The organism is Paenibacillus eucommiae (genome assembly GCF_017874215.1).
Classification (GTDB): domain Bacteria; phylum Bacillota; class Bacilli; order Paenibacillales; family NBRC-103111; genus Paenibacillus_AI; species Paenibacillus_AI eucommiae.
This window is the reverse complement of the sequence record NZ_JAGGLB010000014.1, coordinates 21847-43735: the sequence shown is the minus strand read 5'-3', so window position 1 is coordinate 43735 and position 21889 is coordinate 21847. Positions and strand designations below refer to the sequence as shown.

The 21889-nt window shown below is 43.7% G+C and carries 15 protein-coding genes; 7 read left to right on the top strand and 8 right to left on the bottom strand.

Annotation, left to right across the window (positions count from 1 at the left end):
• Positions 1-23: 23 nt before the first annotated feature.
• Genes J2Z66_RS19920 through J2Z66_RS19900 form a run of 5 tightly spaced genes read right to left on the bottom strand, consistent with a single transcriptional unit; the run spans position 24 to position 1376 of the window.
• The gene (locus tag J2Z66_RS19920) at positions 24-200 is read right to left on the bottom strand and encodes a hypothetical protein (protein ID WP_209973613.1); all 177 of its coding nucleotides are present in this window, start codon (positions 198-200) and stop codon (positions 24-26) included.
• Positions 201-260: 60 nt separating this feature from the next.
• Positions 261-635 (bottom strand): hypothetical protein, encoded by a 375-nt coding sequence (locus tag J2Z66_RS19915; RefSeq protein WP_209973612.1) that lies wholly within the window; start codon positions 633-635, stop codon positions 261-263.
• Positions 632-826 (bottom strand): hypothetical protein, encoded by a 195-nt coding sequence (locus J2Z66_RS19910; RefSeq protein ID WP_209973610.1) that lies wholly within the window; start codon positions 824-826, stop codon positions 632-634. Before J2Z66_RS19910 ends, J2Z66_RS19915 begins: the two co-directional genes overlap by 4 nt.
• Before the next feature lie 13 nt (positions 827-839).
• Positions 840-1130 (bottom strand): helix-turn-helix domain-containing protein, encoded by a 291-nt coding sequence (locus J2Z66_RS19905; protein WP_209973608.1) that lies wholly within the window; start codon positions 1128-1130, stop codon positions 840-842.
• Between the two features lie 33 nt (positions 1131-1163).
• Positions 1164-1376 carry a hypothetical protein gene (locus J2Z66_RS19900; protein WP_209973606.1) on the bottom strand — a complete coding sequence of 71 codons (213 nt, stop codon included), beginning with the start codon at positions 1374-1376 and terminating at the stop codon, positions 1164-1166.
• Positions 1377-1547: 171 nt separating this feature from the next.
• Here J2Z66_RS19900 and J2Z66_RS19895 point away from each other — a divergent pair, with 171 nt between their 5' ends.
• The 6 genes from J2Z66_RS19895 to J2Z66_RS19870 all read left to right on the top strand — a co-directional run bounded on the left by J2Z66_RS19895 (position 1548) and on the right by J2Z66_RS19870 (position 12472).
• On the top strand, positions 1548-1892 hold the full coding sequence (locus J2Z66_RS19895; protein ID WP_209973604.1) for a helix-turn-helix domain-containing protein: 345 nt from the start codon (positions 1548-1550) through the stop codon (positions 1890-1892).
• 15 nt (positions 1893-1907) lie between these two features.
• Positions 1908-2381 carry an ImmA/IrrE family metallo-endopeptidase gene (locus J2Z66_RS19890; protein WP_209973602.1) on the top strand — a complete coding sequence of 158 codons (474 nt, stop codon included), beginning with the start codon at positions 1908-1910 and terminating at the stop codon, positions 2379-2381.
• Between the two features lie 128 nt (positions 2382-2509).
• Positions 2510-3751, top strand: coding sequence for a tyrosine-type recombinase/integrase (locus J2Z66_RS19885; protein ID WP_209973600.1), 1242 nt, complete (start codon positions 2510-2512; stop codon positions 3749-3751).
• Positions 3752-4659: 908 nt separating this feature from the next.
• Complete coding sequence (locus tag J2Z66_RS19880; protein ID WP_209973598.1) at positions 4660-5580, top strand: AraC family transcriptional regulator; 921 nt, start codon at positions 4660-4662, stop codon at positions 5578-5580.
• A 373-nt stretch (positions 5581-5953) separates the two neighbouring features.
• Positions 5954-10669, top strand: coding sequence for a DUF4838 domain-containing protein (locus tag J2Z66_RS19875; protein WP_209973596.1), 4716 nt, complete (start codon positions 5954-5956; stop codon positions 10667-10669).
• A 588-nt stretch (positions 10670-11257) separates the two neighbouring features.
• A complete protein-coding gene (locus J2Z66_RS19870; RefSeq protein WP_209973595.1) occupies positions 11258-12472 on the top strand; it encodes an MFS transporter in 1215 nt (404 codons plus the stop codon).
• A 313-nt stretch (positions 12473-12785) separates the two neighbouring features.
• Here the strand turns inward: J2Z66_RS19870 and J2Z66_RS19865 are convergent, their stop codons facing one another.
• From J2Z66_RS19865 to J2Z66_RS19855, 3 genes are read right to left on the bottom strand one after another with little or no spacing between them, the layout of a single operon-like run.
• Positions 12786-13799, bottom strand: a complete 1014-nt coding sequence (locus J2Z66_RS19865) for a metal ABC transporter substrate-binding protein (protein ID WP_209973593.1) — start codon at positions 13797-13799, stop codon at positions 12786-12788.
• A 16-nt stretch (positions 13800-13815) separates the two neighbouring features.
• A complete protein-coding gene (locus J2Z66_RS19860) occupies positions 13816-14703 on the bottom strand; it encodes a metal ABC transporter permease (protein ID WP_209973591.1) in 888 nt (295 codons plus the stop codon).
• Positions 14640-15356 (bottom strand): metal ABC transporter ATP-binding protein, encoded by a 717-nt coding sequence (locus tag J2Z66_RS19855; protein WP_209973589.1) that lies wholly within the window; start codon positions 15354-15356, stop codon positions 14640-14642. The genes J2Z66_RS19860 and J2Z66_RS19855 overlap by 64 nt, the downstream gene beginning before the upstream one ends.
• Positions 15357-15769: 413 nt before the next feature.
• Here J2Z66_RS19855 and J2Z66_RS19850 point away from each other — a divergent pair, with 413 nt between their 5' ends.
• Entirely contained in the window at positions 15770-21730 is a 5961-nt protein-coding gene (locus tag J2Z66_RS19850; protein WP_209973587.1) for a DUF4838 domain-containing protein, read from the top strand.
• Positions 21731-21889 lie beyond the last annotated feature (159 nt).

The following is a 21889-nucleotide window of genomic DNA, read 5'->3' as shown; positions in this document are numbered from 1 at the left end:
CCCTCCCTAACTTGTTATTTTCCTTATTTTTTCACCTTGCGTCTGATAAGTTCGACAACCTCTGATTCAAACATAGGTATTGATCTCCCGTCAGAGTCCCGTTTAAGCCGTATGAAGGTGCGAGCGATTCCCCATGTTTCGATTACCTCGCCTGTTTCTCCGGATTTGGTACGGACGATATCGCCCTTTAAGATAATCACGCTTCACAACCTTCCCTCAGCGTGGTATAATGCCGATAACTATATTTTTGATGTACCCGATCAGTTGCCGTGCCAGGCAGCTGATTTTCTTTTTGTTAATGCCTCATACTCCCTAATTGCAATTTCGAGAGTATAAGTTTTTCTAAGGGTCTGTATATCTCTCTCCTTAGTAAACAGGTCTCCATTAACACATAGTCTGATCCAGATCATTGTGTCCAGCGTTTTGAATTCCTCTCTGCTTGCAGCTCCAGCAGCATCAATCTCGCTGCCTTGCTCATGCATAACCATATCTCTGGGACTATTTTCAAGGATCTCACCCCCTCTCGGGAAAACCACGTAGTAATCGAGATTGTAACTTGCAACCGCGTTTCCCTCTTGAACAAAAACTCTGTTACCTTCCGACCTCAAAATCTTGCCTGTAATAATCTTCCTCATAGAGCTGGCTCCACTACTCCTAAGTGAAAAAGCGCCGTGTCAATACTGTGGATGGCTTGGGTAAGCTCAGTCATATCCTCAAACGTGCTGTTATGGCGGTTTAAGTACAATTTGGTTAGTTCCGCTTTCTGCCTCGCCTTTTCAAGGGCTGAGATAAGATCATCCTTGCGCTTTTTGTCGTGTCTATTCAAAATTCTCACCCCTTCATCCTTTCTTCGAATAGTTCTCTTTAACTTGCGAATCAATCCAACAGTCAATGTCAGTCTGTCTGAAATGAATTTGTCCGCGAATCCGGAAAGATGGGATTTGCTCATCCTTGACCATCCGCCGCAAAGTCGCTTCGGAAATGTTTAGGTATTTTGCAGCCTGATGCAGTGTAAACACGTTGGCATATAGGCGCTTTTCGATGATTGGCATAATTTCAGCAAGTAATTCCTCTTTCGTCGCACTTTTAACGTCTTGCCGGATTGCTTGGATAAAATCGGTTGTTGTCAAAATTACATCCCCTTTCTCCTACCGCCCGAAAACTCAGGCGGTGTTTTGTTCTCTTGGTTCAAACAAATATTCAACTGAGCAGGAAGGAAAAAATAACTGACGTATTTTTGAAACTTCTGTCCATGTAAACTCTGTTTTTCCTAAAAGCTTACTTCCCAAGGTTCTCTCATTAATTTTTAAAACTTCGGCCATTGCAGCAATTGTCAAATTTTTTCTAGCCATTTCTGCTCGTATATTAGGAAACATGTCGCCCCTCCTTTCTACGTTGCATGGTAGTTATGTTTCATAATATATACGTTACAACGTAGTTTGTCAACTGATTTTATCGAACAAAATACCATGGGACGTAATATATACCTTTACAATGTATCATTTGTGTATTAATATGTAAGAGAAACTACGTTGGAGGGTAAAAAAATGACGGTAACTGATAGATTGGTCGAACTTATGAAAGAAAGAGGAATAAACCGCTCTGAATTATCAAAAGGGGCAGGTATTCCTTATACAACAATCGTTGCATTATTCGAAAAAGGCGCCGATAATATTAAACTGTCAACAATGCGAAAACTAGCTTCCTTTTTCAACGTTAAACTGGATGATTTAGTGGATGGTGAAATTGTACAAGAACATCGTGATAATGAGTTATCAGACGAAGATATAATAACAATGGCTGCACATCGGATAGGTCATCAAGGAGATCTCTCCGAACAAGAAATGGAGAAAATAAAACTTGCAATGAGAATTGCGCTCGCAAAAAAATAAAAAAACGGAGGTCACATGTACGAACGGTTATTACGATTAGTCCCTATACCCATTAACGAAAAAGCTGACCTTCCAGATGGTATGAAAGGACTCTATCTTAAAACAACTACAGGAGAAGCAATACTACTTAGCTGTCTCATTGATACACAAAATGAAAAAACATGTATTTTGGGAGAAGAAGTAGGGCACTATTACACTTCTGTAGGGAACATTTTGGATCAAAAATCACTTCAAAATCGCAAACAAGAATTACGAGCGAGGACTTGGGCTTATAAAGAACTTTTCCATCTTGAAAAAATTATACAAGCTCATAAAATCGGTGTTAGGAATAAACATGAGTTAGCCATTTTTATGGAGATAACTGAGGACTTTTTAGAATCAGCACTTAAGCGTTATCAAGAAATATATGGATTATTTTTTATATTTGATGTTCAGCATACTATTTGTTTTGAACCTTTAGGAGTTCTCGAAATGTTTGATTTCATCTAACTTCGCACGTCTTCAGCCGTGGGGCTGTTTACTTATAAATAAAAAAGAACATACGTTCGAAAGGAGGTGTTTGTTTTGATTGTTTTCTATTAGTTTATGATATTTATTTAAAAAAGGAGTGAACTGCCATGCCTAGCATCGAACAGCGTGGTCCCCGATCCTGGCGGCTAATCGTCGAGAACGGTTACAAACCCAACGGTCAACGGAATCAAGAGAAAATAACAATAACTGTAGATGACAAAGCCCTGCTCAAAACTTCGAGAAAACTACAAGACCACCTTGAATTAGAACTGCGTAAATTTCAAATGCAAGTTGAGTCAGGGGAGTACATTAAACCAGGCAGAGTAACTTTTGATCAATTCGTAGAACAAACATGGAAGAAAGATTATGCAGAAAGCAATCTTGGAAAGTTCACACGAAAAAATTATTATGCATCGATTAGATCACAGCTCAGTCCGGAATTTGGCCATATGGAAATCGGTAAAATTAAGACTATGCATATAGTTAAATACATGACTAAACTCCGAACTCCTGAAGGCCGCAAAGACGGCAAAAGCAAGCCTTTGGCTACAAATACCTTATTGAACATATACACAGCCTTAAAATCTATTTTTGATGCTGCAAAAAAGTGGAATTTCATTTCCGTTAATCCTATTCTCGGTGTCGATAGGCCAACCACCAGTAAAAAAGAGAAACGTGAAATGAAATTAAGAAAAAAATCCTTTACACCAGATGAAGCTAGACAAGCTATTTTAGTACTTGGTGAGGAACCAGAACACTGGCGTCTATACTTCATCGGCGTATTACTTGGAGGATTTCGCCGCGGCGAAATGTTAGCCGTGGAATGGTCAACTGTTGATTTTGTTGCTGGTGGCATTCACATCGAAAAACAAATAACATTTGACGAAGTGGGAAATGTTATTGAAGATGAAGTAAAGACAGTAGAATCTGCTGCTTTTGTGCCAATGCCAGACTTCTATATGAAAGCCCTCCAACAGTACAAAATAATTTGGGAAGATAATAAAAATCAAGCAGGTGCTCGTTGGGTTGGTGGGGACAAACAATACCTTTTCCATGCCGGATTTGGAAAGGCATTTTATCCGGATGCTCCTACTCTTAAATGGGGAAGGTTATTGGCATCTAACAATTTGCCTGCTATACGCTTGCACGATCTCAGACACACCACAGCAATGTTACTTCGCGAAGAACGTGTTGATATGAAATCCATACAAGAGCGTTTGAGACACGCTCGACTAGAAACGACATCAAATATCTATACAGAAAAATCCGATTTGATAGGCAGGCATACAGCAGATATACTGGAAAAATATAATCCCCTCTTTGGGAACGATTTGGGAACCAAATGTTGATTTTTATTGTTTAATGGTGGATAATATTGAAAAACATCATGCATTAAAACCCTTGTTTTATATAGGTTTTGATAACATGTGAATATATATGCATAGGGTATTATTCAGTTTCCTAAACTGTAGGTCGGAGGTTCGAGACCTCTCGGGTGCGTTTGTATGATTAAAACCTTGATATAGCAAGGTTTTTTGTTTTTTAAAAGGATAAATCATGGTTCTACATTCATTTTGGACACCATATATATTCTGCCTTCACTGATAAATTCGGCAAGCTTTTTACAAAGTCTATTTCAGAGTGCGAACAAATAGCTTTCCTTATAAAAATTAACACTTAAGTTAAGGCGCACCTATATGAAGGAGTGCCTTTTTCATGCCCGTTGTCCTTACGCAATGTGATCAAACCATTATATAGGATAGTCAATGGACAACAAACGAATCAGCTAAAAAGATACACCGTCCGAGAAGTTATTAACATGTTCATAACCACACACCCGAAGTTATCCACTGTTTATAATATAAGAAAAAGATCTTACGGCGTCCTTTGATGAGCGTGTTCGTACAGCAGTACTTCAGGGAGAGAATCGATGTGGGCTTCAATCGCTGTTAAAGGTCTGCTCCCTTGCATCGCCATATGCTTCATGCTAGTATATTTTATACGTGAGTCCGTAGTCTTTTTATCGATCGACGCTTCTAAATCTTTACCAACTTGTATCACCACCTTTTTACGAATTTCCAACCCGCATGTGAAAATGATTAAGGTTCCTCCTTCAATTTTTCGACATTAATCACTCCTGCGTCTTCGCTTGGCAACGTTCCCCCACACATAATAATGCAATAGCAGTGTTCAAAGGGTTATTTGGCGTTTTCTCGATGATCGTATCAAAGCAAACTTTTACTTGGGGGTTTTGATCATGAAGATCGAAGTAGCAAATAATCGAGAGGATAAACAAACCAACTTCCATTTTGATAATATTTACCTCAGGAATCCCAAGCGTTATGAGTCAATCATACTTTATCAAATAGGTGACCTAAGCTGTAAAGCAGGATATATTGTTGGAGAGCACAAGCAATACTGTTACGAAATTAGCTACATCGTCTCGGGTAGAGGCTTTTATTATATGAATGGACAAAGTTATCCCGTACAAGAGGGAGACATTATAGTTAATGTGCCTGGAGGGCTGCATGACTGCAGGGCTGATGATGTTGCGCCCTTTCGTTATTTCTATCTTGGTTTCGACTTTATTAACAACTCGGGAGAACAAAGTCCATTTACCCATATCAGAAAAATGCTTAATCAAATCCCAAATCCGATAACCACAAATAAGGTTGGTATCGATACACCCTTCGTAAATATATTCAAAGAGTTGCTTGACTTAAATAACTATTCAGCGTTTATGGTCGAAGCGTATCTTCGTCAAATCATCGTCTTGGCCTATCGCAGCTTCTATAGTAACTGGGCAACCGAATATGCACCCGTTATGAGAGGCGATGACTCCGAATCCAAACAGACGGTATACGAGGTCATTAATTATATCGATTTAAATCTGCATCAGATTGCAGAACTGACAGAGATTGCAGATAAATTGCACTACAGCTACCCCCACTTGTCGCATTTATTCTCCAAAGAAGTCGGACTTACAATTAAAGATTATTACAACCTCAAAAGATTCGAGAAGGCAGTTGAATGGCTAAAAAGCGGAGAGTTGAAAGTGACACAGATTGCGGAAAAGCTTCATTATCAATCGATTCATACGTTTAGCAAAGCTTTTCGTAAAAACTTTGGCATAGCTCCGACTGAATTCCAAGCATTATACAAGCAGAAATACGATTAATCTTTTAAGGTTGTACAGAGATCATTCATTCATCGATAAAAATTTGTAACGCTTGGCTTCCAAGCGTTATTTGTTTTTCCAGAAGAAAGGTCAGTCTCTCAAATTAGTTTAGGTTTCCAATTAATGTTAATTTACTTGTTGGAATCGTAAAAAATGAACAACTCATGATTAAATAGGGTTAAAGAAATCGGAAAGGTTCTCTTATATAATAGTAAGCGTTACCAATCTTGATGAAAGGGAGTGTAAGAATAGCGATGCGGTCTAGACCGGATCCGCAGAAGGAAGTTGATTATAGGATTGTACCGATCGTTTATGCATGCTTGCAAAGGTAATAAAAACAAGAGTTTCAGTCTTACACTAATGGAGGTGTGTCATGGTTCCAAATCATCATAGCAAAAGAAAAAAATGGTTGTTACTCATCGTGTTTTGTCTTATTTTTTCAACTTATGGTCAAGCAGTCGGATCGGTGGTTGGAGCTGAAGCAGGTTCAAGCAGCCATTCCAATACGCCATCCATTATCGCGTTCTCAGACGTAAAGAACCATTGGGCAGAGAAGACCTTGACGGAATGGATAGAAGCTGGCCTAGTTAAGGGTTACGCGGACGATACGATGAAGCCTGATCACACGGTCATTCGCGGAGAAGCGATCGCACTTATCAATCGCTCATTTGGTTTTAGTGAAAAGACGTCCATTGATTTTACGGATCTTCCGGTATCCGATTGGGCGTACGAAGATGCTGCCAAAGCGGTAAAGGCAGGCTATATCCAAGGCTATGCGGATGGCACAATCGGTGCCAAGCATCCCATCAGCAGGGAAGAGACGGCTGTCATAATTGCTCGGTTGCTAGATCTTGATATAGTAACCCCGGTTGAGGCTGCGGATGGATTTAAAGATTCGAGTCTAATTGCTAAGTGGAGCAAGGGGGCTGTTGCAGCTGTAGCGGCTGCAAATATTATGGAGGGTTACGGGGACGGAAGTTTTGGACCTAAGGACTCCATTACTCGTGCCGAAGTGATAGTCACGCTGGATCGAGCGTTAAAGCTAAGAAATTACAATAAAGCAGGCACATACGGACCTGCGGACGGTGTTCAATCCATTAGCGGCGATGTTGTTGTCAATGCTTCCGGCGTAACGCTGCAAAACATGAGGATTACCGGACATTTACTGCTGGCTGAAGGCATCGCAGAAGGCGATGTTACCCTGCGAAATGTAGCGGTCTCGGGAACGACGACCGTTAAGGGCGGAGGCATGAACAGCATACATCTGGCCAATAGCATGTTGGCTGCCGTCATCGTCGATAAAACGCCGGGAACCGTGCGGATTGCTGCTGAAGGAACGACGACAATCGCTGAGCTGATCGTGAAATCTCCGGTTATTTTGGATCAAATTGGCTCGGATAATGCTGGCGCTGCTCCATTTAGCTTAGTTAAGCTTGCGGATGTTCTGCCTGCAGGATCAAAGGTTACGATGATCGGCCATTTCGATAAAGTCAACGTTGCTGCCAAAGGGATCGTTATTGAAATTCCGCAAGGCGTAATCAATCAATTAACGATTGCCGAACAAGCGACTGATACCAGCTTAACGATAGGCACTGAAGCCAGGATACTTTCGCTGTTTCTGGATGTGGCCGTCAAGGTGTTGGGTCAAGGAAAGATTAATAAAGCAAACCTTAGTGCCAAAGCAAAAGGAGCAACGTTTGAGAAGCAGCCGCTTTTACTGGAAGGACCCGGAGCCGTAACTCAAAGCTATGGGGGAGGAACAGGCGGCTGGAATTATGAGAACCCTCAAAAAGATGAGGTAAAGATTATTTCGGTAGTTGCGGTAAATGGTTCGATAAGCGTTACGATGAATACGTACGAAGAACTAATGAATGACGATTTTACAATAGAGCAAATTATTAATAACAATGCTCCACTTGTTATTGCAGCAAATCTTACTGACTGGGATTCCGGAACGAAGACAGCCTTATTATCGGTTCCTGTCGTTTCCGGAGCGGAAGTCGAGCAGTCCGTTGTTTATCGGGTAAGTTTTAAAAACGCAGCAGCGGTTGAATCGGCGGCATTTATTGTTCCATTAATACCTGTTATTGAGCCCAATCAAATCAAGGTAGTTGAGAATGGGGAGGCTCGTGCTTATATCGTTGTTGCAACGAACGCCAGCCAGGACATAAGCAAAGCATCCGAGACATTAAAAGAGTATGTAAAGAAGTCGACAGGAGCCGAGCTGCAGATTATCACGAAGGAAGAAGTGGCGGGAAGCGGGCTAGCCAGCAGCGATTTGGCGGGTATTTACATCGGTGTCAGCAAGTCGGAAGATGAGGCCGATCATCAGCAATTGCTGCAGAATTTGAATAGCGATGGATTTATTATCGATTCGCAAGAGAAAACGATAACAATAATCGGGCCTACTTCTTGGGGAACACAATTTGGCGTCTTCGAGTTCCTTGAGCGATACGTCGGAGTCCGCTGGTTGTTGCCAGGAGATGACGGCGAGGATGTGCCGCAGCTGCAGGACCTTCAAGTCCCGCTTGAAACGGTAAGCGATGAGCCGGCAGCGATATCTCGCAAATTCTTTGGGCTGGATCTCGGTTCGGTCAATGGCAGCCAGTTAGAATGGGGGCTGCGCAACCGGCTGCACGATAATATTCAATTTCACCATAATATGACGGAATTGTTCGATCCGACCAAATTTACTGCTCATCCAGAGTATTATGCGGGAGGCGTTGTACCGTCACCGGGTTCGTATGCATGGCAGCCCTGCTTCAACAATGCAACAGCTCTTGCGGCTATCGACCGGATCATTGATTTCTTCGATGAGAATCCAAACGAGCTATCATACTCGGTAGGAATTAATGATAGCAGCAACTATTGTGCGGCAGACACTGCGCTAGCTAATGGCGAAAAGAATTCAAATGGCGTGTTGAATTTGTCCAATGTGTATTATCCTTGGGTGAATCAAATCGCGGAAGGTGTTCTGGCTGTCCACCCGGATAAATATTTTGGATTGCTCGCTTATTGGCATATGTATGATCCGCCTTCTGCAATCCAATTGAATGACCACGTTATTCCTTATATAACGGACGACCGTATGACATGGACGGATCAAACGTTCGGGATTTCTGGTAAAGAGCATACGGAGCTTTGGGAAAGCAAGGCGTCAAACTTGGGCTTCTACGAATACTTATACGGATCGGCATACCTTGTACCGCGTAATTACGTGCATAAGATGGCCGAAAATTATCAATATGCAAACGAACACGGCGTCATAGGCCATGTGGCGGAATTATTTCCAAATTTCGCTGGCGAAGGACCAAAGCCTTATATATCGGCTAAGCTTCAATGGGATCCAAATCAGGATGTAGACTTATTGTTGAACGACTGGTACGAGCGGGCAGTAGGTGCCGCTGCTGCGCCTTATTTGAAGCAGTATTATGATTATTGGGAGAATTTCTGGACAACGCGTATATTTGATACAGAATGGTACCAGAAGTGGGCTAATTCCCCCAATAGAAGCAATTACCTGGATCTATTTGATGCCAGCTATTTAAAAGGTGTGACCCTAGAAGACATGGCTGAGAGCCGCCGACTGCTTGAATTGGTTGTTGCCCATGCAGGTGGAGGTAAGCAAAAAACACGTGCAGAACTTATCTTGCGCGCATTCGAGTTCTATGAAGCTTCTGTGATCAGCTATCCCCGGAAAGGTCCGTTCACAATCCCGGCAAATGAACAGGACGCGCTAAATATGCTTGCTGAAATCAAAGAAAGCTATGAGATGGCGAAAAAACGGAGAGTATTGGCGGATGAATTTAGCGGGAATCCGATTCTGGATTTTTCGGCAAAATTGTCGGAGTGGGAAGGACCCTGGAAAGGTATTCAAAAAGACCTTATTACCACACTCCAAAGCTATGTGGATATGGAACCGGAGAACGGGAATGTGCGTGTGCTTTTCTATCAAGCATTAGCGGATATGAATGTGTTCATAGACAATTTGTCGGCATCTGCTGTCAGAACGACAGCAAGCAAAGAAGAAATATTACAATCGCTCGACTTCTCCCAGGGTCCATGGACAGATGCCATACCGTTCAATGATTTCTTGGCGGTTTTAACTAAGGATGAGACGCCGCCTGCCGAGACGAAAGTGTACTTACTGTGGGATGATGAAAACCTCTATGTTGGCTATGAAAATTTCGATAGTGACTTATCGGCGATGACTTTGAGCGATGATGCGCCGGAAGGATGGTGGAGGAACACTTTTGATGATTCGGTTGAAACTTATGTGACGGGTAATCCGGAAGGGGCCTTTACCGGTTTCTTCACGAATCCCAATGCAGTTAAATTCGTCTATAATAAGGAACCGAACGCGGGTCCTGCACCAGGTGTGGACGATGAGTGGGAAGCGAGCGCGTATATCGGAACCGATCGCTGGAATACGATTCAAGTGATTCCGTTCTCCAGCATTGGCGTCAATTTGCAAGAGACAAAGACATTAATGGGTTATTTCTTCCGAAATTATCACGGTCACGCGGCATTTATGGGCTGGGGGGGCGGAATGACCTGGAAGAAGGATGACTTTAAGCCCATTCAGCTTGTTGATCCGAACAATCTTATACAGAATCCGGGATTTGAGATGGCAGATCCGGATAATCCGGAAGTATTTCCGCTTTGGAATCGCTGGCCTGCTATGGGATTTAAGCGGACAAATGCATTTGCCAAAGAAGGCAATTATAGTTTAGAGATTAGCTCAGAAGAGCCAGCGGGCCCCTACCAGATTATTCCAATAACACCGGGCAAATATAAAATAGTTCTCTATTATTATACCCCGTTGGATTCCACCTCCCCAGGGGAGATTGACTTAAGCGTTGGAGGTCCTTTACCAGGGAATGGCAGATTGTTCTCTTTTTCATCCGACAAGAAGCAGTTATCTTGGACGAGGGGCGAATGGGCGAAGCTGGAGCTTATATTCGAGATCCAGGCTGAATATGATGGAATTGTACCCGATGAATTGATTCTAGGACCCGTTGTTTGGGGGCTTGATTCCACGGGTAAAGTTTATATCGATAATATGTCTTTGCATAGGATGAAGGACTAAGTCAAAGACTAGACCAGCTTACCAGGGGTTATTCCAAAAGAGTGTCAACGAGTGAATGTGTCCAGATAACGTAAAAAAAGGCCTCCAAAACCACTACTCAAGTGGGGTTGGGGGCTTTTTTGGGTAGGTAATGCTGCAAGCTTTTTACAAAGTCCTTTTCATAATACGAAAACTAGCGTTCCTGATCGAAAGGGATAGTGATTACAATGAAAATATTATTATTCAAACATTTTAACTCTATAATCCTCTAATACTTCACCACATTACCGCTTTATCAATTTAAAATACCACTACGTCAACTAAAAGTATTCATAAAACACAACTTTACACAGCTTTATCTTGTATTTCATTGTGCGATAAGGTAACATCAAAGATGTTCCTTTCAAAGCTGGCGTCGGACATAAGTAAACAAATTATATAAATCTCCTACGGAAATTGTAGGAGGTTTTTCTATGGTTATGACTGACACGCAATCCTATCACCTGGCACTTCCCGTGTAGATAATAGCATCAGTAGCTACTGCCGGTACTATATCACCGGAAATTTATATCACTGGAAATTCATTTAACATCTTAAAGGGAGACTATCATGAAACGCTTTCTATGGATCGGCTGTATTTCTTACTTATTAATCGGCTTAGCACATGTGGTCATTGGCTCACTGCTTTCCGAGCTGTTGAACAAATATGGGCTTACGTATGAGGACGGCGGACGGCTGATCTTCATGCAATTCGCAGGGTTTCTACTGGGCGTACTGTTTACTCCCCGCATTCTCAGATTCATGGGGGCGCGTCGCGCACTATTTATGGCTTTATGCTGTCTCACAATCGCCCAGCTGATTTATGTCTTCTTGCCCCCTTGGTCTGTCATGCTAAGCGTGTCACCCATTGCCGGACTAGGGTTCGGGATGGTGGAGGCTATAATTGGAGCCATGATTATTGGACATTTGGGCAGCTACAAAGCAGTTGCCATGTCGCGTGTTGAAATCTTTTTTGGCGTAGGTGCTCTAAGCATCCCGTTAATATCCGGATTTTTTATTTCCTTTGAGATGTGGCAGCTTTCTTTTCTGACTATTGCCGTGATATCCGCTTCTACAGCTGTTTGCTGGCGGTGGATGTCCTTTGGTGTTGAGCTCGATCATGCATTAGATCACAGAGCGGGAAAACATTCACAAGGAGCCGTTCAAGCTTCAAGCGCCCCTTCCTACAAAGGCATCAAACGAATTTTACTTCCTATGCTCGTCCTATTCTTTATTTTTTATGTCGGATTAGAGATGAGTATGGCTAACTTTCTTCCTTCTATGCTTATTGAACAATTCCCAGTTACTCAATCCGCAGCGGCGATCAGCGTTACCATCTTCTGGTTAGCTATGGCTCTTGGGCGAATTGTTGCAGGCAGCTTGTCCAACCGTGTAGGCTATGCCAAATTTTTAATTTGGGCTAGCGTTGGTACTGTGCTTAGTTTATGTCTGCTCTTGGCTGCAACTACTTATATGATGAATCTTGTTATCGTGTTTGCCATAGGACTTTTTATGGCGGGTATTTTCTCAATTGCCTTGGTTTATGCGGATCATCTGATGCCAGGCAATACGGACCGCATTACAAGCCTCTTGATAGGTTCTGGAGGCGTTGGTGGCGCGGTTATTCCGCTAATATCCGGCTGGAGCCTGGATCGCTTTGACGTGGCCAATACGTATCGAATCTTTGCTGGCTTCGCACTGCTGCTCTTCATTATTCTTGCTCTTGCAATTTTTATTGATAAGGCCACTCAGCATAAAAAAAAGAGCGCAGCGGTTCCTCAATAAATTTTACAACAAAAACATCCACTCTGGACTTATGTCCAATCAATAGGTAAACCTCACACATATACTTAGGGTGTAGTCAAAACTTAAACATCAAAGGAGTGTATGAATAATGGGTTATGGAGTTGGAGGAGTTGGCGGAGTAGGTTGTGGAGGTCCAGTAGGTGGTATAGGTGGTTGTGGAACAAACACTGCAGCAATCTTGGTACTCTTTATTCTCTTGGTTATCATTTCCGTAACTTTTTCTTGGTAAGATGAATTAAGAAAATGCAGCTAGGGGTTTCCCTTAGCTGCATTTTTTATTACATAAGTAGCATTATTCGTTCAAAGCTTTTTTCAAAGCTTCCAGGTTCTTTTTCATTACTCCGATGTAATCCAGGTTTTCCTTCTGATCTTCCTCTGTCAATCCTTCGATTGGGTTCAGCACATCGGTTTTGGCGCCTACTTCCTTCGCAATCGTTTGAGCTATTTTGGGATCAACCAAGGTTTCAAAAAAGATCGTTTTGACGTCATGCTCCTTGGCAAACTTGATAACCTCTGCCATCTGGCTAGGAGAAGGCTCCTGCTCAGGAGAAATTCCCGAAATCGGAACTTGTGTCAATCCATATTCCTTTGCTAAATAAGCGAAAGCGGCATGCTGTGTGACAAAATCTTTGCGTTTAGCTCCATTCAACCCGGATTTGAATAGTTCATCCAGTTCCTTCAGCTTAGCAATATAGATATCTGCGTTTTTCTTATAATCTTCTTTATGAGCAGGATCTGCTTTTTCCAAGGCCGCTTGAATAGCAGCTACTTGTTTTTGCGCCAATACAGGACTTAACCACACGTGAGGGTCGAGTCCGTGCTCATGAACGTCTTCATCCGCGTGCCCCGCTTCTTCCCCTTCATGGGCGTGCTCATCTTCATGGCCTGCCTCTTCACCTTCATGACTGTGCTCCTCGCCTTCGATCAGCTCCAAGTCGTGAATGGTTTCCACCACAATGCGCTTATCATTAGCCGCACTCTCTAAAGCTTTATCGACCCAACCTTCTACGCCGCCATTATAGACAAATACGTCAGCTTCCTTAATAACCGTCATATCTTTAGGGGATGGCTCCCAATCATGAGGCTCTACACCAGCTGGAACCAATGTAATAACCTCTGCATGCTCTCCGGCTACCTGTCTGCTGAATTCCGCCATAGGATAAAACGTAGCCGCTATTTTTATTTTTTTGCTGCCCGGATCCGATTCGGCTCCACTGTTATCGGTTTTTGCTGAATTACCGCAGCCTGAAAGGATTAAACTTGATGTTACCGCAAGGATAAATGAGTGCTTTAACCATGATTTCACAACCTGTACCTCCTTTTTATTTGGGGTCTTTCGAGAACCGTTTAGAATCGCCATAAAAAGCAGTTTCTGTCGCTGCGAATTTTTTACTTCTACTTTTCCTTAGCTTCAATACGACCTTTTGAATACCGATGCCTATTACGAGAAAGAGCAAAAGTACGATAGCAATTGTTCCACCAGGTGGCGTACTAAGCTGATACGAAGCTGTTAAACCGGAAAGCACCCCGACCAAACCAATGATCATTGCCAAAAATAAAGCAGCAACAAAGCTGGGAGCTATTCGAATGGCTAACGCGGCAGGGAGTATAATTAAAGAAGAAACCAGCAGAACTCCAACAATAGGCATTGCAGCAGCAACAATCATTCCTGTAAAAATACTAAATAGAAGGGAAATGTGATTGACTGGCAATCCGTTCGTTTTGGCCGTCTCTTCGTCAAATGTCATTTGATATAAAGGTCTTCTAAATGTATAAAAGAAAATCCCTGCAACGACAGCCACACCCAGCATCATAATAATCTCCGTCTGGTTAACGGCAACGACAGAGCCGAACAAATACGCAGTAAACCCTTTATTAATTCCATTATTCAAGCTCATTAAGACAACAGCTGTAGATAAACCGCCTATCATAATAATCGCGATCGATATTTCACTGTATGTCTTATAGGCCCGTCTGACATATTCAACAATAATTGCCCCAATAACCGCTACTGCAAACCCTGTAAGAGCTGGATTAACATGGAGAAGCGACCCTGCGGCCACTCCGGAAAGTGACACATGCGACAGCATATCAGCCATCAAGGCCTGCCTTCGCAGCATTAGGTAGACGCCCAATACCGATGCAATTATTGCAATGATCCCACCGGCATAAAATGCCCGCTGCATGAAGTCGTAGTGCAGCATTTCCATCCACCGTTCTCCTTTCTTTCCAGCTCAATAATGCGATCGAGGTAATCACTTACTTCCGAGAGCCCGTGTGTAACCATAACGACCGTTCTTCCGTGATCCTTCACCTGATGACGCATCAATTCGTAGAAACCAAACCGGCTTTCTTGATCCATCCCCGTCGTAGGCTCATCCAATACTAGAATATCCGGCTCCTGTGCCAAAGCCCGGGCGATACAAACCCGCTGCTTTTGTCCACCAGACAACTCTCCAATCTTACGATCACGCAGATCCCACATCCCGACCTGACGCAAAGCCTGTTCCGTTAAAGCATAATCCTCCGGCCGCAGCTTTCGCAGCCAGGAGCCTCTTGTATATCTGCCAGAGCGTACAAACTCTTCGATTTTGCTGGGAAATCCACTGTTAAACGAAGCTATTTGCTGAGGAACGTAACCAACAACGAGCTTTCGTCCTTCCTCTCCTTTGGGAGATAGAAATATTTCGCCGCTCCAAGGTTCCAATAAACCAAGAGCAAGCTTAAGCAGCGTAGTTTTCGAGGCGCCATTCGGCCCTGTTACGGCAACAAATTCGCCTGAGAAAATATCAACATTAACGTCTTCCAGACAAGGAACATCTGTGTAGCCGAAAGCCACTTGTTTCATAGATGCCAGGAGCATCGCACTCTTCCTTTCTTATATCAAACATATCAACAGGGGATTTGCCTAGCATGAGCAGTGTCCTCACAAGGCCTAATCCTATCTTATTAACATCTGTTAGTAATTATTACGATAATAACATTATGTTAGTTTACCAGCCATCCCTATTTTCGTCAAATTCTTTTTTTTAAATACCTCCCTTGAATGAAATAGAGGTTAAATTTTGAGAACTCGGGAGTAATAATAGGCCTGACAGTGAGAAAACCGTGCTGTAGCATATTAAATGAGTTGATGTCCGCACAGAGTCAAAGCCTTGATACACGGATAGTCTTGGTAGCGAAAAATGAAAGGAGGAAACCATTGAAGCAAGTTAGCAGGTATCCATTCAAAAAGAAGTTAGATGTTTCGCAATAATGAAACCGGAGGGCTGCAAAATGAATAGGAAGCACCAATTAATATGCAAAAAGTTTTTGATATGGACGATCATGTTTTCTCTCATGATTTCGACCTTTTCATCTGTAAATGCTGCGGCAGCGAAGACATCCACAAGTGTGGAGGGTTCACCTTCTCTTTTCCAAGGACTCTCGTCTGATATAGCTGGACATTGGGCGGAGCAAACACTTGCAGAGTGGATCTCAACAGAACGAATCCAAGGATACCCGGATGGCAGCTTTCGGCCTGACCAGGACATAAACAGAGGTGAGGCTTTCGCCTTGATCAACCGTTCTTTTGGGTTCGATGAGCAGGTGGATGCGCAATTCTCTGATCTATCCGCAACCGATTGGGTATACACAGATGTATTGAAAGCGGTTAAAGCTGGATATACAGAAGGCTACCCGGATGGCACTATAGGTACACAACGGCAGATCAGCAGACAGGAAGCTGCTATTGTGATCACGCGTTTACTAGGGCTTGAAGCCAAGGATGATGGGAATCGTACAGTTCCTTTCACGGATGCCGCTCAAATTCCTTCCTGGAGTAAAGGAGCCGTTAATGTAGTTGCTGAGGCCAATATCATGCTAGGTTATGAAGATGGCAGTTTCCAGCCAGAAGCAAACATTACCAGGGCTGAGCTGATCATTACCCTCGACCGGGCTTTGAATTTCAATACTATGCTGGATTATACAGAGGCAGGTACATATGGCCCCGGTTCCGGTATGCAGGTTTTGAATGGCGACGTAACCATCCATGCTTCAGGCGTGATCTTGCAAAATATTAAAATTAACGGAAATTTGCTATTGGCTGAGGGCATTCAAGAAGGGGACGTAACCCTGCGTAATGTTAGAGTTTCCGGGATGACAACGGTTCAAGGAGGAGGCAAGAACAGTATCCATATAGAGGATAGTGCTCTGACCACGCTTACTGTGGATCGCAAGACGGGAATCGTACGTATCGTAACTCAGGGAAAAACAACGATAGCTGAACTTTTCATAAAAACACCTGTCATTCTGGAGCAATTGAGTACAGAAAAAGAAAATGGCATTCCTTTAATCCAAATTGAGGAAGCGCTTTCCTCTGGATCAAACATTACTTTGAATGGTCAATTCAAGCAAATCGAAGTAAAAGCCAAAGGCATCGCCATTGACTTGCTTAAGGGTGTAATTCAGCAGCTTTCATTGGCAAAGCAGGCCCAAGAGAATGTCGTTACCATTGCTGATGGAGCAAAAATTATACGTCTCATCCTGGATGCGATTGCAAAAATCACTGGGCCAGGTGTAGTTGAGCATGCAGCAATCAGCGAATCAGCCAAGGGCACAACGTTCGAGAAGCAACCGCAGCAGACGAGCGGGGCTGGCACGGTTCCTTCAGCAGGAGGAGGATGGAGCACCAATACTGGTGGCGGTAATGAGACCCCTAGTACTTCTCCTACACCTACACCAACTTCTACGCCAACAACATCGCCGACATCGACACCAGCACCAACAAACACGCCAGCGCCAGTACACGCAGCTATCGTTTCGGTCCATGCTGAAAATGGGGAAGCGACCGTTACGTTCGATGCAGCTCCGGATACACAGCCGGCCTCAGGTGATTTTAACGTGCAGCAAATTATTAATGGGGGTAGCCCAGTCTCAGTAGCGATACGTTCAGTTCATTGGGATGCGGATGCCAAGGAGGCTGTTTTAACACTTCCAGCGATTTCCTCAAGCAATGTGCTGCAGTCTGTTATCTACACGATCAGCTACAAAGAAGCTTCAGCCGTACAGTCAAATGAGTTAGTGATCGCGGCTGGCATTCCGATAGTTGGGAATATGCAAGGCAATGCTGTTGTGGTTATCAAGGCTATTGAAGGCGTTGATGGCGTTACAGGCTGGAAACCTCTGGGTACCATTGATAAAACGAAGGTTAATGTTTCGGGCACACAAAAGAATAGCAGCGAAAACAGCCTTCATATTAACGACGATGACGGGGCTATTAATTTCTCCATGATGAGCAATAAAGTAGCGGTAACACCAGGCAAAAGCTATACAGCAAACGCCCATTATTATCTCGAATCCGGAGACTTGAACCCGGTGTTGTACATTTATTTTTTTGATGAGAGCGAGTCATTGCTGGATACTTATCCTTACTCCCTCGGCGATCAGAGAAATTCGTGGAAAAGCTTGACGGCTGCAGGTGTAGCTCCTGCTGGTGCCAAATATGCATCTGTGGTGCTGCAGTCAGACTCTTCTGGGAAAAGAAGTGTTTACTTTGATGATATTAGTTTAAAAGAAACAAATGGGGCTGCACTGCCTATAGACAATCCCGGGTTTGAAGAAATATCTACCTTTGCAAGCAAAACCTTGGTTTCGTATATTCAAAAGTCCTCAGGAGTCGAATTGCCGATTGTAACGGAAGAAAAGCTGCAGCAAGCAGGCAACGCCTACTCGGGCATGATACCGATTTATGTCGGCGGAACTATTCCCGCTGAAGAGTCCGCCCTTAAGCAAAAGCTGCAGGATTTAAATGCACACGGCTTTATTATTCAAACCAAAAATGATGAAATCAGAATTGCCGGATTAACAGATCGGGCAGTCGAATTTGGCGTGTTTGAGTTTTTGGAGCGTTATCTCGGCGTTCGGTGGCTTATGCCAGGTGAGGAAGGAGAGCATGTACCACAAAGCTCTGCAATTGCCGTACCGCTTGAATTGATTGTGGAGGAGCCTACCTCTATCTCGCGTCATGTTTTCTTTATGGATAGGCTGGCCGACAACGTGGAATGGATGCGCCATAATCGGATGCATGATAATATTCAGTTCCATCATAATCTCGAACATTTATTTGATCCTACTGTCTTTAAAGACCATCCTGAATATTATTCCGGAGGCAAAGTTCCTGAAGCTGGATCGTGGGACTGGAATCCTTGCTTGAACGATGAGACAGCAGCGGCCGCAGTGAAGCGAATTGTCGAGTATTTTGAAAAGTATCCCGATGCTACTTCGTATTCACTGGGCGTGACCGACAGCCGGACACATTGTGAATCTGATCCGAATCATCCGAACTACCCTGGAGAGGATCATGTCAATTCAGTGGGGCTCTTGAACATTTCGGATTTGTATTATCCTTGGGTAAACAGTATTGTGGAAGGCGTTTTGCATTATTATGATGGTCAGGAAAATGAAGGTAAGCTTAACGATAAATACTTTGGTCTGCTTGCCTATGCACAAGTGTATGATCCGCCAAGAAATGAAGATGGATCCATTTATAAGCTGCATCCGAATGTAGTGCCTTATATTACGGACGATCGATTGACCTGGCTGGACCCGGAGATCAATGCAGAAGCGCAAGCCTTAATGGCAGATTGGACCCAAGCGGCAGAAAACATTGGATTTTACGAGTATTTATACGGTTCTCCCTATAATTCGCCTCGTATGTATCTGAAGAAGATGGCAGAAAACTATCAATACGCCACGCAGCACAATGTGATCGGACACGTAGCAGAATGGCTTCCCGGATTTGAAGAAGGACCCAAGCTATGGCTTGCTGCGAAGCTGCAGTGGAATTCGGAGCAGGATGCCGAGGCGTTGACCCGGGAGTGGTATGAAACAGCAGTTGGAGCAGCAGCAGCTCCTTATCTGGAACAATATTACGATCATTGGGAACTTTTCTGGACCACACGGATGTTTGAAACTGATTGGTATTTAAAATGGAAAAATTCAGTTCCGCGATACAACTACTTGAATATCTATACCCATGAGTACTTAACGTCAATTACATTAGAGGATCTGCAGAAAACTCGTGCTTTAATGGAACAGGTCCTTGATCTAGCGGAGAATTCCGGTACAGAGAATCAATACAAGCGGGCTAAGTTCCTGATGGAAGGCTTTGAGTTTTACGAAGCCTCAGCGCTAAGCTTCCCGCGGATAGAGCCGGTTGCAGCTCCTGCTGACGAAGCGGCAGCACTCACCATGCTTGCAGAATTTAGACAAAGCCTGCAAATGGCTGAGCTTCGTAAACAATATATAGCTGAGAAGCAAATGAGGTACATGCAGCAATGGAATGGTGTGCAGGAAGTTCTACTCCATGCGCTTCAGAGCTACGTGGATCTTCACGAGGATGAAAATGGACCTATCCGACAGGCTATTGATCAAGTCCTGACTGAATATCCGGGATTAGTTAGACGTCCTGCTTATGCGGTCAAAACAGATGCAGGCAAAGAGATCATCCTGCAATCACTTAATTTCAATCAAGGTCCGTGGGTGCATGCCAAGCCAATTGGCGATTTCCTGACGACACCGGATAAGCTGCAACCGCCAGTTGAAACCAAAGTACGAATACTTTGGGACGACGAAAATGTTTATGTCGGTTATGAAAACTTTGACCCTCATCCCAACTTGATGGTCACCAATGATGACGTTAATATGACTAACAATTGGTGGAATGGTGCGACTCCTGACTCCGTTGAAACCTTCCTGGGCGGCGATATCAATGCGAGCTATAAAGCATTCTTCAGCAACTTCAATGATGTGAAGCTTAGCTGGAAAGCCAGTGCAACGAGCCAACAGGGAGACCCTGGCATGCCGTGGGAAGTACGGTCACAGGTATACAGTGATCGCTGGAATACAGTTCAGGCTATACCATTTAGCAGCCTGGGAGTTAATCCGAATGAGGTTTCCTCTCTAATGGGCTTCTTCCTGAGAAACTATCACAGCCCTGTCGTACATTTCAGTTGGTATGGCGGAAATACCTGGTCACGGGGAGATTTCAATATCATTCATTTAGTAGAGCAGCCAGCTGAGGAAGAACTATATGCTTCCGCTGTTAATGGAACCATTAGCGTCAAGCTTCCGGCTGAAGCCCCGGAACCATCACTAAGCGATTTCAGCATTAAGCAGGTTGTGAATGGCGGTGCTCCTGTAACGGTTACGCCTACCGCTAAATCCTGGAACGAGAATTCTCGTATCGTGCAATTATCCGTACCAACGGTCGAAGAGAACTCAGCTGATCAGTCCGTCGTTTACCAGATCAGCTACAAAGACGATCTGAGTGTTGAAACCGTTGCTTTCGTTGTAAAGGGTGGACTTGTCATCGTTAAAGATGAGCAGCCTCAAGCCTTGCTTGTAGTGCCACAGCAGAAAGATGCGAAGATTGCCGGCTGGTGGACACCGAACACAAACGGGGCTGGTCTCGGAAATGTTGGTGTAGTTTCTGACAAGAAATTAAGCGGGCAATACAGCTTGCATATTCTCGATGATGCTGATGATAAGAACTTTGGAGCAGCAAGTAACCGGGTTGCGATTACAGGTGGAGCGAGCTACACCTTCAACACTTCTGTGTATCTGGAGTGGGGTGACGCCCCCGCTGTTATGGTCTATTTATATGATGAGCAATTCAATCAGTTGAATGAATATCCCTTCATTGCAGGTGGCCAAGAGGGTGCATGGACGGTGTTATCAAAAACGTTCACCGCACCTGCCAATGCCGCTTACATGTCAGTAGTGATGTTCGCAGATGTCAGCGGAAAGAGAAGCTTTTATGCAGATGATGTCGTGATCTTAGATGCAAATGAAGAGCCGCTGGCACTTGAAAATGCAGGCTTTGAACAGATTTCAACGAATGCATCTGACTTGTTCGCCGAGTATGTCTGGAAATCTTCTCAAGCTAACCTGCCGACATTTAGCAATGAGCGGCTAAACAATGAACCTGCTGCATTCCCTGACGATGTCAGAATCTACATTGGAGTTATTCCTGCAGGAGACGAAGCACTGGCTGACGCCGTATCAGACTTGCAGGGTGATCAATATTTCATCAAGGTGGATGAGGACAAAATTGTCATTATGAGCCTGACTGAAGCGGGAACAGTAAGTGGAGTCAAGGCATTCCTGCAAACCTATATGGGTGTAAAATGGGCTGTGCCAGGAGAAAGCGCTGAATTCGTTCCTTCATTAAATCCGCTTATCATACGAAAACAATGAAGTCATAGTTCAGTTGCAGCAATGACGATCAGCCTCCCGGTTATTTAACGGGAGGCTTGTTTGTCAGTACTCGCAGGTGAAGTTTAAACATTGAGATATCAGGGTTATGATTAGGCCTGACCAAAACCTGATTGTCGTTTAATCTAAATAAGGATTGCA